The organism is Faecalitalea cylindroides (genome assembly GCF_028321995.1).
GTDB lineage: Bacteria > Bacillota_I > Bacilli_A > Erysipelotrichales > Erysipelotrichaceae > Faecalitalea > Faecalitalea cylindroides.
In genome coordinates this window covers 1-12,435 of record NZ_JAQLXG010000023.1, presented here as the reverse complement: position 1 = coordinate 12,435, position 12,435 = coordinate 1, and the positions used below count along the sequence as shown (strand labels likewise).

Sequence of the window (12,435 nt, the reverse complement as noted above, 5' to 3'; positions counted from 1 at the left end):
AATCAAGTGGACTTCGTCACCGTAATACATGGACTTATTTTGCCGTATTGAGTGGACTTCTCACTCCGTAATAATCATTTTATTTACGTCAAGAATTAAAAAGACACATTTCTATTATGCCGAATGTGTCTTTTTTTACTATTTCATTTGATTTTGTAATTGTTCTAGGAAAAGGGTAGCACTTTTTGACAAGATTTGATTTTTCTTCCAGATCAAATACATATTAGCTTGTATTTCTGGTTCAATAGGTCTAAAACAAAGAACGCTTTCTAAGCTTGTATTGACAAGATTGTCAAATCCCAAGGCATAACCTACATTCTCTTTGACAAGAATAGCTGCATTATAGATTAGATCAAAAGTTGCAACAATATTAAGTCTACTTTCGTTTTGATTTAACCAGTGTGCCATTTTGTTATAACCTCTTTGGCGAGAAACTAGAAGGGGAATATCGTAAAGATCATCAAGATGAATTGATTTTTTAGAAACAAATGGAGAGTCCTTACGCATGATCAATCCCCATCGGTCATGAAAAGGTATATTTATAGAATTATATTTTGAAATATCTAAATCTTGCACTATGACCGCAAAGTCTAACAATCCCTTATCTAATTGATCACATACACTTGTGGCATTTCCACTATACATATTTAATTGGATGTTTGGATATTCCTTTAAGAGATTCTTTGCGGTTTTGGCAATGTATGTAATTCCTTTTGATTCAGCACACCCTAGATCGACATAGCCACCAGTAAAATCGTGCATAGCTTTAAATTCGTTGGTTGTTTTATCAACCATATTTAAAATATCAGCTGTTCTTTTAGACAATAATTTACCTTCGTTAGTTAGCTGAATATTATGACTGCTTCGAACGAATAGCTGTTGTCCTAATTCTTCTTCCAGGCTTTTTAATTGTCTAGAAAGAGTGGGTTGGGTAATATGCAGATTTTCTGCTGCTTTGGTAATGTTTTGTTCTTTTGCTACTTCTTGAAAATATTTTAATACTCTAAGTTCCATATGTCCTCCTGTTTATCTTTATTTTACGTGGGATAGAAATGCTTATCAAGCATAAGATGTTATGTGATATAAGTATTATACTTTATAAAAAAGAATCCTATAATTAAGATAGGAGGTTAAAAATGAGCAAAAATATTTTGATCATATCAACCAGTCTAAGATTCAACAGCAACTCAGATCTTCTGGCACAAAGTTTTGAAAAGGGTGCACTAGAAGCGGGACATCTTGTTGAAAGAGTTACACTTAGAGATAAGACAATTCAATTTTGTAAAGGATGTTTATCTTGTGTTAAAACACAAAAATGTGTGATTCACGATGATGTTAATGAAATAGTTGAGAAGATGAAAGAGGCGAATGTTCTTGTTTTTTCAACACCAATCTACTATTACGAAATGTGCGGCCAGATGAAAACATTATTAGATCGAGCCAATCCATTATTTAATGCGAACTATAAATTTAGAGATATTTATTTTATTGCATCGGCTGCAGAAGATGGAGATCATGTATGGGCAAAAGCTGTGAATGGTTTAGAAGGATGGATCGATTGCTTTGAAAAATCACATCTTTCAGGTGTTGTATTTGCTGGTGGAGTGACAGATCCAGGTGAGATACAAGGCCATCAATCTTTGAAAAGAGCATTTGAAATGGGAAAGAATATCCGGTAAGAAAGAAGGTATAGTATGAAAACAATGGATAAAAAAGTTTTTGATGAACAGAATGTATTTGGATTAGGTCAGCCAAACGATGCGTTTGCACAATATTTTATTGGGAATTCATATTTAAATGGATTAACAAATCCAAAAGAATGTGGTCTTGCTTTGGCAAATGTAACCTTTGAACCAGGATGCAGAAATAATTGGCATATCCATCATGCGACAAGTGGTGGAGGTCAAATTTTGATCTGTACTGCAGGAGAAGGTTGGTACCAGGAAGAAGGCAAAGATCCAGTTGAATTAAAACCTGGAGTTGTTGTAGTGATTCCACCCGAAGTAAAACATTGGCATGGAGCAAAAAAAGATAGTTGGTTCAGTCATATCGCCTTTGAAGCACCAGGAGAAAACACTTCAAATGAATGGTGCGAACCAGTGGATGACGAAGCTTATCTAGCATTATAAGTGATGAAAAAAGTCAGGTTTCTGGCTTTTTTTCGTTACGAAAAAAGAGCAATTTTTGTAGAAAATATATTTATATTTTACGTAGATTTTTCGTCATTATGTTTCATATTGTGATAAAATATGTATATTGCAGTGCATAGTTGGAGGTAAGTATTATGTATGAAGATAATGATAATTTGTATTTAGTAAGTGATATGGATGAGGATATCAAAAAACGTAAAGAACTCATCGAAGAAGCTAAAAATATCAATGCCGATAAAAATTGGAATGAAATCTATCGTCAGATTTCTGATTTAAGAAGAAAATGGAGACGAATCTCAAGTTGGGAATCAGCTTATGAAGATTCTCTGAATGAAGAATTTGAATCTTATATTGATGCGTTGTACGCAAAACGTAATGAAGTATATAAAAATGCTTCTGGAATCAAAGAGGAGTTAATCGCTCAAGCAAAGAAAGTAGCTGCATCTAATGATCTTAAACACGCTACTGAAGAAATGAATGAGTTAATGAATCAGTGGAAAAAAGCCGGTTCTGCAGGTAAAGATGATGATGCTCTTTGGGAAAGTTTCAACCAGATTCGTCAGAGTTTCTTTGATAAAAAACACGAACAATGGGAACAGATGCAGACTAAGTTCTCTGATGCTGCAGCTGCTAAACAAGATTTGATCCAGCAGGCAAAAGAGCTTGCAAATTCTGAAGAATGGCAAAAGACATCTACTAAGTTTAAAGAATTGATGGATGCCTGGAAAGCTGCAGGAAGCGCAGGAAGAGAAAAAGAAGATGATTTATGGAATGAGTTTAATGAATACCGTCAAACATTCTATAAAGCTCGTAATGCGTATTATGAAAAGCTTCATGTCCTTCAAGATCAAAACCTAGAAGCTAAAAATGAGTTAATTGCTCGAGCTAAAGCTATTAATGAAACGAAATCTTATTCAAGAGAAAATACAAAACAAATGAAAGAACTTGGTGTTGAATGGAAGAAAATCGGTTCTTGTCGAAAAGAAAAAGAAGAAGCGGTTTGGAAAAACTTCAAGGAACAAATGGATCAGTATTTTGATGGCTTAAGACAGGCTAATGAACAAAAACATATTCAATGGAAACAAAGAATGATGGAAGTTCGTACAAGAAAAGATGAATTGATGCAGGAACAAAAACGTCAGATCAAACGCATGCAGGAAGATATCGGTAATGTTCTTGGAGAAAGAGCAATTAGTGAATTAGAACAAAGAATCGAAGATAAGAAAAAATTTATCGAAGAACTTGAAGCTCAAATCAAAGATATTGACTCTCAATTATCTGAATAAAAAATGAGGTTATTCCTCATTTTTTTTGACGATTTCAAGATAATCTCTCTCTTTGCTTTTTTGTCTTGGGACAAATAAAGCGGCAATATTTTTCTTATCTTGGTTTTTAGTATAAAATAACCCAAATATTGAGAAGATAATTGCGCCTATGAAGTTAACAAATAAATCTTCCATCGTATCAATTAAACCGATGTCTAGATATCCATTGATATTCAATGCCCGCCCATCAATCATTACATTTTTTATGTCTGAAATAGATGTCATAGCACCGCTTGGGTCGATGGAAACAGAATTAATTGTATGAATGATCGTATCTTTTTGTGTGTCCATCGCAAAGAATGTGTCCATTGAAAATTCAAAGAATTCCCAGATGACACCGATTGTCATAGAAAAACTGAAAGCTACGATACAGATAAAAATTGGAGATAATTCAAATTTTGCTTTTTTGGATTTATTTAAAATATCAACTAGGGAATATCCAATGGCAGCAGCCAAGAATCCATTCATTGTATGCAGCATTGTATCCCAATTGCTATATTTTAGGTAAAAATCATCAATTTCACCTAAAATTTCTGCAGCGAATATAAATAAAAGAATTATGATTTCCAATGTAATCGGCAATTCGATATTAAATGTCATTTGAACAACACTTGGTACGATCAATAACAGTAAAGTTAAAAGTGCATAGAAAACATTTTCCCAGTTTTGATTAAATATTTGATGAATTAAAACAAGGATGACCAATAGCCGTAAAACCATGTATACAAGAAAAGAACTTCTGTGTTCTCTTAACTCCATAGACAGAGCCTCTTTATATCGTTTTATAAATTTCATATATCTTTTCTCCTAATAATAGTACTTATAATACACTAAAATGTTTTAAAAATCATTATTTTTGAATCATTAAATGTTATGGTAAAATTAAGATGTTTTGGAGATGACAATATGAACAAGGATTTAATTAAATATGCATTCATGCAGACTCTTCCTATCATGGCAGGTTATTTAGTTTTAGGAATGGGTTTTGGTATTCTTCTATATGATCATGGCTATTCTGTATTATGGGCCATTTTGATGAGTATTACCATCTATGCAGGAAGCATGCAATATGTAGCAATTGATTTGATAAGTTCAGGTGCCTCAGTCTTAACAACTTTATTAATGACATTGATGGTAAATGCAAGACATCTATTCTATGGTATTTCAATGGTTGATAAATATAAAGATACGAAACCATATAAGCCATATTTGATTTATGCACTTACAGATGAGACGTATTCTTTAGTTTGTGATGCTCATATTCCTGAAGGAATGGATATCAATAAATATTATTTTTTAGTTTCATTATTTGATCAATGTTACTGGGTCATAGGAAGTGTTTTAGGATCTTTGATAGGCAGTGCATTTTCTTTTGATACAACAGGTGTGGATTTTTCAATGACCGCTTTATTTGTTGTGATCTTTGTAGAACAATGGGAGAGTGCTGATAATCATATACCGGCAAGTATTGGAATTTTGGTTTCTGTTATCTGTTTGATCGTGTTTGGAGCGGATAGTTTTCTGATTCCAACTATGATTATCATTACGATTGTTTTATTTCTATTGAAAAATAGGATACTAGGAGGTAAGAAAGTATGATTCATTCATTGGTTTTAGTTATCATAATGAGTGTTATGACAATGATTTTGCGTTTTTTTCCTTTTCTTGTGTTCTCAAATAATACACCAGGTCCAATCTTATACTTGGGCAAGGTTTTACCATATTCCATTATGGCGATGCTGGTGGTCTATTGTTTAAGAAATACAGATTTTTTATCAGGTTCACATGGTGTTGCAGAAGTGTCTGCTACTATATTAGTTATTGTATTGCATAAATGGAAACATAATACGTTGTTATCTATTCTTTTGGGAACTTTATTTTATATGTTTATGGTACAAGTGATTTTTTGATCATTAATAAAAATCAATAAGAAATGTGATATAATAATAACAGGTGATAATATGTTTGTAGAAGAAAGACAAGCCTTGATTTATGAAGAGCTGCAATCAAATGGCAGGGTTCGCGTTAAAGATTTGAGTAAAAAGTTTAATGTAAGTGAAGATTTGATACGCAAGGATCTTAATGTTCTGGAAAAAGAAGGGAAATTAAGAAAAATTTATGGTGGGGCTGTACTGGCGAAAGAAAATGTGCAAAGAAAACTGGCCTCACAACGTAAGAATATTAACTTAGATGCAAAAAAGAATATTGCCAAGAAGGCAATAAATATCATAGAACCGGGCGATATCATTTTCTTAGATATCTCTACAAGTTCTATAGAGATGGCCAAGCTTTTGATCAATGAACAAAAACCAATGACGGTTATAACAAACATGTTGGAGGTTATTAATATCTTAGTTTCTTCAAATATTAATGTAATTTTTATTGGTGGAGAACTGGATTATGGACACGATGGATTTGTTGGTTCTTTGACAAATCAAATGATTGATGGATTTCGCTTTGACAAGGCTTTCTTAGGGGTTGTAGGCGTTGATATCAATGATAATTCAGTTATGACATATATGCCAGCTGATGCGCAAACGAAAAAATTGGTACTCTCACATTCAAAAGAAACGTATATGTTATGTGAATCGGAAAAATTCAATCAAATTGGAAACTATCAATATGCAAAGATTGATGATTTTTATGGATTGATCTGCGATAAAGATTTATCTTTAGGATTGCATAAAGAATTAAAACAATATGATATTAAGGTGATCGAGTGATCATCTTTTTTTGCACAAAAAAAGTAGACATTTCGTCTACTTTGTCCATTTAGCAAATTCTTCATCCGTTGCTAAAACATAATGTTCGCCTTCAACATGGATTTGTTTTCCTTTGCTATAATCAATTCCACTGGTTGCGTAGTCATAGGAGATAGAAGTACGTGTTTTTTCAACCACTGGATTAGGCTTAGGAATAGCGCTTAATAATGATTTAGTATATGGATGAATTGGATTTTTAAAGATTTCATCTGTTGTTCCAGTTTCAACAAGATGTCCTAAGTGCATGACACCAATATGATCTGAGATATATTTAACCATGCTAAGATCATGTGCGATAAATAGGTAAGCACAACCTCTTTCTTTTTGGATCTTCTTCATTAGATTGACAACTTGAGCCTGAATAGAAACATCCAGTGCAGAGATTGCTTCATCGGCAATAACAAGATCCGGGTTCATGATCAAAGCTCTTGCAATACCGATACGTTGTCTTTGTCCACCAGAGAACTGGTGAGGATATCTTGATGCATGTTCTTTAGATAAACCCACCATTTCAAGAATGTCATAGACTTTTTGATTACGTTCTTCAATCGTTTCATAAGAATGATGAATATCTAACCCTTGTGCTACGATATCAATTACTTTTTTTCTTGGATTTAGGCAAGCCATTGGATCTTGGAAGATCATCTGCATTTTAGTATGCAGCATGGCTTGAGTTTCTTTGGACATTTTGTCGGAGATATCTGCTCCATTAAATATTATTTTCCCGCCTGTTGGTTTATATAAACGAATAACACTTCGTCCTGTCGTTGATTTACCTGAACCGGATTCTCCAACAAGACCATATGTTTCTCCTGGATAAATCTTAAATGAAATACCATCAACTGCTTTAACAGTGAATTTACGACTTACTTTAAAGTACTGTTTTAAATCTTCAACAACAAGGATAGGTTCTTTTGACATGCTATACCCCCTCCTTCTTCATCTTGTCTAATCGTCTTCTTAAAGCTTCCGGCATTTCAACTTTTGGTGCATTTTCATGCATTAACCAGCTAGAAACTTTATGTGTTTTTGAACCTGGAACATAATATGTTGGCGGATCAAGTCTTAGATCAATATTCAAGGCATATTTGTTACGAGGAGCAAATGCATCACCTTTTACTTCGTAAATTAAGTTTGGTGGTGTACCAGGGATCGTATAAAGTTCATCATCGTCTGTGTCTAAATCAGGCATAGCGGATAAAAGACCCCATGTATAAGGATGTCTAGGATCATAGAATATTTCATTGATCGTTCCTGTTTCTACTATTTTTCCAGCATACATAACGTTAACATAATCTGCAACTTTAGCGACGACACCTAAATCGTGTGTAATATAGATTACAGATAAGTTTTTCTTCTTTTGAATTTCCTGGATCAATTCCAAGATCTTAGCTTGAATGGTTACGTCCAATGCTGTTGTAGGTTCGTCGCAAATCAATACATATGGATCACAAGATAGGGCAATGGCAATAACGATACGCTGACGCATACCTCCAGATAACTGGTGTGGATAGTTTTTCATTCTTTTTTCAGCATCTGTAATCCCCACAAGCTCTAACAATTCCAATGCTTTTTGATAAGCTTCCTGTTTGCTTTTTTTATAGTGATACATCATTGGTTCCATGACCTGACGCCCGATTGTCATTGTAGGGTTTAGGGAAGTCATAGGATCTTGGAATACCATGGCAATCTTACGACCACGAATTTCTTTTTGAAGTTCGCGTTCAGACATTTGCACAATGTCTCTTTCTTGTCTTTCGCCAGTATATTCGTCATACCATACATAATCAATCGTTCCGCTATCGATCGTTCCGTTACTTGCCAAGATGCCCATGATAGCCTTGGTCGTAACAGATTTTCCAGATCCAGATTCACCAACGATTGCGATGGTTTCTCCTTTATAAAGGTCAAGGTTTACACCACGAATTGCCTTTACATTTCCGTTATCAGTTTTAAATGAGATATTTAAATCTCTGATTTTTAAAATTCTTTCTCTATCAGCCATCTATTATCTCTCCTTCATCGTAGGGTCAAGTGCATCGCGTAATCCATCACCAAATAAGTTGAAACAAAGCATTAATAATGAGAAGATCGCAACTGGGATCAACATGATGTATGGATATACTAAGAATGATTTATAACCATCATTGATCAAAGTTCCTAAACTAGCTTCTGGAATAGGCAAACCTAATCCGATAAAAGACAAGTACGCTTCATAGAAGATAGCATTTGGAATGGACATCATGACCATGATGATCATTTGACTATAAATATTAGGAAGAATTTCTTTAAAGATGATAAAGAAATCTTTAGCGCCTAATGTACGTGATGCAAGGACATATTCTTCTTCTTTTACTTTTAAGACCTGAGCACGTGTGATGCGTGACATACCGATCCATTCTGTAAAGGCAAGGGCAATAATAATTGTACCAAGACTTGGTTTCATGAACATTAATAATATAATAAGAACAACTAGAGTAGGGATCGAGTTAATGATTTCCTGGATTCTTTGCATAATGGAATCGACTTTTCCACCGAAGTAACCAGAAATTAAACCATATGTAACACCGATGACAACATCGATGATAATTGCCGCAACGGCAACGAATAAAGAAATTCTTGTACCATACCATAAGCGAGTCCATAGATCTCGTCCATAAGAGTCGGTTCCAAATAAATGTTCTCCATTAGGAGCAATGTTTTTTAGTGAAGTATTGATTTCGGCATAGTCCCATGAAGAAAACATTGGAGCAAGAATTGCAAACAACGTGATGATCAAAATTAAAATTACAGCAACGACAGCTCCTTTATTTCTGCAGAAGCGTTTTACAGCATCTTTCCATGCGGATGTAGTTGGGATGACTTCATCAATTGTGATATCTCTTTTGTCTCCAACAAATTCAAAATCATTTGGTAAAAATTTATTGTCTTCCATTATCCCTCATCCTTTCCTAAACGAATTCTTGGATCGATGATTCCATATGCGATATCGATAACAAGCATCATAATGATATACATAGCAGCATATAAGAATGCACAAGCCAAAATAATGTTATAATCTGAACTCAAAATACTGTTTACAAGCAATTTTCCTAAACCAGGAACACTACATAACAATTCAACTACCATTGTTCCTGTCATAAGGTTTACCAAGATTGGTCCTAAGATCGTGATAACTGGAATCAAGGCGTTACGTAAAGCATGTGAGAATATTAATGTTTTACGATCAAGACCTTTGGCTTTTGCAAGGATCATATAGTCACTATCAAGCACTTCAATCATTTCGGTTCGAGTAAAACGTGAAACATTGGCTATAACACCTGTGGAAAGGGCAGCCACCGGCATGATGGAAGAATAAATTGGTTGACTGGAACTATATGCTGTAGGTAAAATTCGCAAATAAGATGCAAAGAAAATCAAGATCAATAATGCAAATACGAAAGATGGGATTGAAACACCAATTACGGATAAAGCTGTTGCAAGTGTATCCCAAATTGAGTTTCTATGTAAAGCAGCGAATACACCTAAAGTCATTCCGATGATCGTACCGATGATAACAGCGGCTAAACCATACAGGAATGAGATTTTAGCAGCATTTCCTACCAGAGAAGCAACAGGCATATCTTTATACAAGTTCATAGATACGCCGAAATTACCTGTAAGCATATCTTTTACGTAGATAACAAACTGAGTAAATAAAGGTTTGTCTAATCCGTATTTTGCCTCGATAACTGCTCTTTGTGCTGCGCTTAATTTTTCGTTATTGATTGGAGAACCAGGTAAAAAGCGAACCATCAAGAACAATACAACGAGAATTACAAATAAAGTAATAGCTGAAATAATAAGTCGTTTACCTATATATTTCAAAGTCGATTTATTCATATCTTCACTCTCCTTAAAAAAACAAACACAATATAGCGAAAACCATATTGTGTTCATTATAATTTTCATTTACTAACTATTCTGCAATGTCAACATAGTTGAATGTGTAAGGTACACCAACTGGTTTTTGTATTAGGCCAGTAACACTTGTGTCTTGAAGTGTTGAACTTCCTTTTTCAAATACAGGGATGTAGCATAGATCATCCATCATAATCTTTTCTGCATCGATCATTAACTGCCAACGAGCATTTACATCCGCTTCAACAGCAGCTTGATCCATGATTGAATCGTATTCTGTATTAGACCATTTACCATAGTTGTTTGTATTGTCAGAAATACATAAGTTCAAGTAAGTAGTTGGATCACCATAGTCTGGACCCCAACGAGTACATGCGATATCGAAGTCTTGGTTAGCTTGTTTAGTATAAATTCTATCTTGTTTTGTAGTGGCAACCATTTCGATTTCTAAACCATCTAACTGACTGAATGCATCCTGTAGATATGTTGCTAACTGATCCATTGGAGATTCATCAGTACCGTATAGTAGGCGAAGAGAAATTGTATCTTTTCCTAATTCTTCTTTAGCAGCATCTAAATATTGTTGTGCTTGTTCTAAATCATAAGAAGTATAAGATCCAGCATCTGAACGGAAATCTGTTCCACTTGGACTTGTAGATAATCCGCTTGGTACAAATCCTGTAGCAGCTGTTGAACCATCTTTCAACACATTGTTAACGAAGTCTTCACGATTGATTGCATAAGATAAAGCTTTTCTTAAGTTAAGATTTTGTAAATCAGAGTTACCAAAATTTAACTGTAGATAGAATAGGTAACCTTCTTTAATTCTCTTATAAGATTCAGAATCTTTATATTTGTCAACCAATTCAGAGTTGATCAAAGCAAACTGTGTTTCGCCATTATCGAATGCTGTAGCAGCAACTTCTGGTTCCTGAACTAAGTTAAGAACTAAGTTATCAAGATTTACAGCATCGGCATTCCAGTAGTTTTCATTTTTAGAGAAAGTTGCCTGTCTTCCTGGTTCCCAAGTTTCCATGATGAATGCACCGTTAGATAGTACATTTTCTGCGCTCTTAGCATATTCAGCGCCTTTTTCTTCACAGAATTTCTGATTAATTGGATAGTAGCAAGGGAATGTCATTAATTCCTCAAAATAAGAAACTGGACTTGTTAATGTAACCTGGAATGTTTTATCATCAACAGCTACTGCCTGAAGTGTGTTTAGATCGTCCTGAGTAAGTTCTTCACCTTCTCCAAGTTCAGCTTGTTTAGCCATCAACTCATCAGCACCTTTAACCTTAGCTCCATCAGATCCTAACATGTATGCATAGTTTCCTGAATTTTTAATGATTCGCTGCCATGCATAAACAAAGTCGTTTGCGGTTACTTCATCACCGTTAGACCATTGTGCATCTCTAAGTTTGAATGTGTGAGTCAAACCATCTTCACTGACTGTATGCTCTTCAGCAATTGCAGGAACGATGTTGCCTTCTTCATCCAAGCCCATCAAACCATCGATACATGCGTGCATTGCGCTAAAAGACATACCGTCATCAGCATCTGATGAATCAAGGTTTTTGATATCTAACTCAGCAGAATATGTATACGTTTTGCCTTCAAGCTGATTGCTACCACAACCTACCAACATACTGGCAGTTAAAGCAGAAGCAACTAGTAATTTTAGTTTTTTCATATACTTCTCTCCCTCTAGTGTTCAAACCGTGAACACGTATACAAGTATTATAAACAAAAAGATCTTTTTTGCAAGTAATTTTCATAAAAATTTTCAAAAATATGAAAATAAAGAAAAGCTTAATGAAATGATGTAACATTTGGTATCAATTAGAAATAGATACTATAATATATAGAAAAGGGGATTAGTTAATATATAAAATAATCCTGATAATCTTGGAAAGCGATAGATTTGATTATTGTGCAAACTTTTCAAAGTGTAAAAAACCAACGTTGATTTTGAGATTATTATTTAAAGATTATAGATTTATAAATATATTAATTAATAAAAGAGACCATTAATGATCTGTCAGGAGTTAGCAAAAAATATTTTTTGAAAGTCTAATAAAAGCTAAATTCTGAAAAAATCTAAATATTTAATGGATATTTATAAAAAAAATAAAAAAGTAAAAAAAGTATTTGACATGGAAGGGGGATATTTGCTAATATAAACGGGCGCCAAGGGAGAGCGGATCTGAACAAAAAGAGCTTGAAAAAAAAGCTTGCAAAGTCCACCAAGTTGTGGTAATATAATCAGGCACGCGAAACGGTGCAAAAAAGAGATCT

General features: G+C 34.1%; 12 protein-coding genes and 1 pseudogene. 6 read left to right on the top strand and 7 right to left on the bottom strand.

What is annotated here, in order from left to right; genetic code table 11:
• Positions 1-138: 138 nt before the first annotated feature.
• On the bottom strand, positions 139-1,014 hold the full coding sequence (locus PND65_RS09295; RefSeq protein ID WP_022355542.1) for a LysR family transcriptional regulator: 876 nt from the start codon (positions 1,012-1,014) through the stop codon (positions 139-141).
• Between the two features lie 122 nt (positions 1,015-1,136).
• Between PND65_RS09295 and PND65_RS09290 the strand changes: the two genes are divergently transcribed.
• From PND65_RS09290 to PND65_RS09280, 3 genes and pseudogenes are all read left to right on the top strand, one after another.
• The gene (locus PND65_RS09290; protein ID WP_271991777.1) at positions 1,137-1,679 is read left to right on the top strand and encodes a flavodoxin family protein; all 543 of its coding nucleotides are present in this window, start codon (positions 1,137-1,139) and stop codon (positions 1,677-1,679) included.
• A gap of 54 nt (positions 1,680-1,733) precedes the next feature.
• Positions 1,734-2,129 (top strand): annotated as a pseudogene (locus PND65_RS09285) (cupin domain-containing protein); the annotation flags it as partial.
• A gap of 155 nt (positions 2,130-2,284) precedes the next feature.
• Positions 2,285-3,436, top strand: coding sequence for a DUF349 domain-containing protein (locus PND65_RS09280; protein WP_271991775.1), 1,152 nt, complete (start codon positions 2,285-2,287; stop codon positions 3,434-3,436).
• 9 nt (positions 3,437-3,445) lie between these two features.
• Here the strand turns inward: PND65_RS09280 and PND65_RS09275 are convergent, their stop codons facing one another.
• On the bottom strand, positions 3,446-4,270 hold the full coding sequence (locus tag PND65_RS09275) for a hypothetical protein (protein ID WP_271991773.1): 825 nt from the start codon (positions 4,268-4,270) through the stop codon (positions 3,446-3,448).
• A 111-nt stretch (positions 4,271-4,381) separates the two neighbouring features.
• Between PND65_RS09275 and PND65_RS09270 the strand changes: the two genes are divergently transcribed.
• The 3 genes from PND65_RS09270 to PND65_RS09260 are packed head-to-tail and all read left to right on the top strand — an operon-like array spanning position 4,382 to position 6,198.
• Positions 4,382-5,074 carry an AzlC family ABC transporter permease gene (locus tag PND65_RS09270; RefSeq protein ID WP_087319610.1) on the top strand — a complete coding sequence of 231 codons (693 nt, stop codon included), beginning with the start codon at positions 4,382-4,384 and terminating at the stop codon, positions 5,072-5,074.
• Complete coding sequence (locus PND65_RS09265; RefSeq protein ID WP_022355536.1) at positions 5,071-5,385, top strand: branched-chain amino acid transporter permease; 315 nt, start codon at positions 5,071-5,073, stop codon at positions 5,383-5,385. The genes PND65_RS09270 and PND65_RS09265 overlap by 4 nt, the downstream gene beginning before the upstream one ends.
• Positions 5,386-5,436: 51 nt before the next feature.
• Positions 5,437-6,198: a DeoR/GlpR family DNA-binding transcription regulator gene (locus PND65_RS09260; RefSeq protein WP_015535732.1), complete on the top strand. Its 762-nt coding sequence runs from the start codon at positions 5,437-5,439 to the stop codon at positions 6,196-6,198.
• A gap of 36 nt (positions 6,199-6,234) precedes the next feature.
• On the opposite strand, the gene PND65_RS09255 is transcribed toward PND65_RS09260, so the two are convergent.
• The 5 genes from PND65_RS09255 to PND65_RS09235 form a co-directional block, all read right to left on the bottom strand.
• A complete protein-coding gene (locus PND65_RS09255; protein ID WP_087158313.1) occupies positions 6,235-7,158 on the bottom strand; it encodes an ABC transporter ATP-binding protein in 924 nt (307 codons plus the stop codon).
• Position 7,159: 1 nt separating this feature from the next.
• A complete protein-coding gene (locus PND65_RS09250) occupies positions 7,160-8,242 on the bottom strand; it encodes an ABC transporter ATP-binding protein (RefSeq protein WP_022355533.1) in 1,083 nt (360 codons plus the stop codon).
• A 3-nt stretch (positions 8,243-8,245) separates the two neighbouring features.
• Positions 8,246-9,172, bottom strand: a complete 927-nt coding sequence (locus PND65_RS09245; protein ID WP_015535731.1) for an ABC transporter permease — start codon at positions 9,170-9,172, stop codon at positions 8,246-8,248.
• Positions 9,172-10,119 (bottom strand): ABC transporter permease, encoded by a 948-nt coding sequence (locus tag PND65_RS09240; protein ID WP_087319615.1) that lies wholly within the window; start codon positions 10,117-10,119, stop codon positions 9,172-9,174. The genes PND65_RS09245 and PND65_RS09240 overlap by 1 nt, the downstream gene beginning before the upstream one ends.
• 76 nt (positions 10,120-10,195) lie before the next feature.
• Positions 10,196-11,830 (bottom strand): peptide ABC transporter substrate-binding protein, encoded by a 1,635-nt coding sequence (locus PND65_RS09235; RefSeq protein WP_271991769.1) that lies wholly within the window; start codon positions 11,828-11,830, stop codon positions 10,196-10,198.
• Positions 11,831-12,435 lie beyond the last annotated feature (605 nt).

Excerpts from the sequence above, each read along its gene's own strand:
- PND65_RS09275 (WP_271991773.1), bottom strand. The coding sequence starts at position 4,270 with ATGAAATTTATAAAACGATATAAAGAGGCTCTGTCTATGGAGTTAAGA.
- PND65_RS09265 (WP_022355536.1), top strand. The coding sequence starts at position 5,071 with ATGATTCATTCATTGGTTTTAGTTATCATAATGAGTGTTATGACAATG.
- PND65_RS09250 (WP_022355533.1), bottom strand. The coding sequence starts at position 8,242 with ATGGCTGATAGAGAAAGAATTTTAAAAATCAGAGATTTAAATATCTCA.
- PND65_RS09270 (WP_087319610.1), top strand. The coding sequence starts at position 4,382 with ATGAACAAGGATTTAATTAAATATGCATTCATGCAGACTCTTCCTATC.
- PND65_RS09295 (WP_022355542.1), bottom strand. The coding sequence starts at position 1,014 with ATGGAACTTAGAGTATTAAAATATTTTCAAGAAGTAGCAAAAGAACAA.
- PND65_RS09280 (WP_271991775.1), top strand. The coding sequence starts at position 2,285 with ATGTATGAAGATAATGATAATTTGTATTTAGTAAGTGATATGGATGAG.
- PND65_RS09290 (WP_271991777.1), top strand. The coding sequence starts at position 1,137 with ATGAGCAAAAATATTTTGATCATATCAACCAGTCTAAGATTCAACAGC.
- PND65_RS09245 (WP_015535731.1), bottom strand. The coding sequence starts at position 9,172 with ATGGAAGACAATAAATTTTTACCAAATGATTTTGAATTTGTTGGAGAC.
- PND65_RS09260 (WP_015535732.1), top strand. The coding sequence starts at position 5,437 with ATGTTTGTAGAAGAAAGACAAGCCTTGATTTATGAAGAGCTGCAATCA.
- PND65_RS09235 (WP_271991769.1), bottom strand. The coding sequence starts at position 11,830 with ATGAAAAAACTAAAATTACTAGTTGCTTCTGCTTTAACTGCCAGTATG.
- PND65_RS09255 (WP_087158313.1), bottom strand. The coding sequence starts at position 7,158 with ATGTCAAAAGAACCTATCCTTGTTGTTGAAGATTTAAAACAGTACTTT.
- PND65_RS09240 (WP_087319615.1), bottom strand. The coding sequence starts at position 10,119 with ATGAATAAATCGACTTTGAAATATATAGGTAAACGACTTATTATTTCA.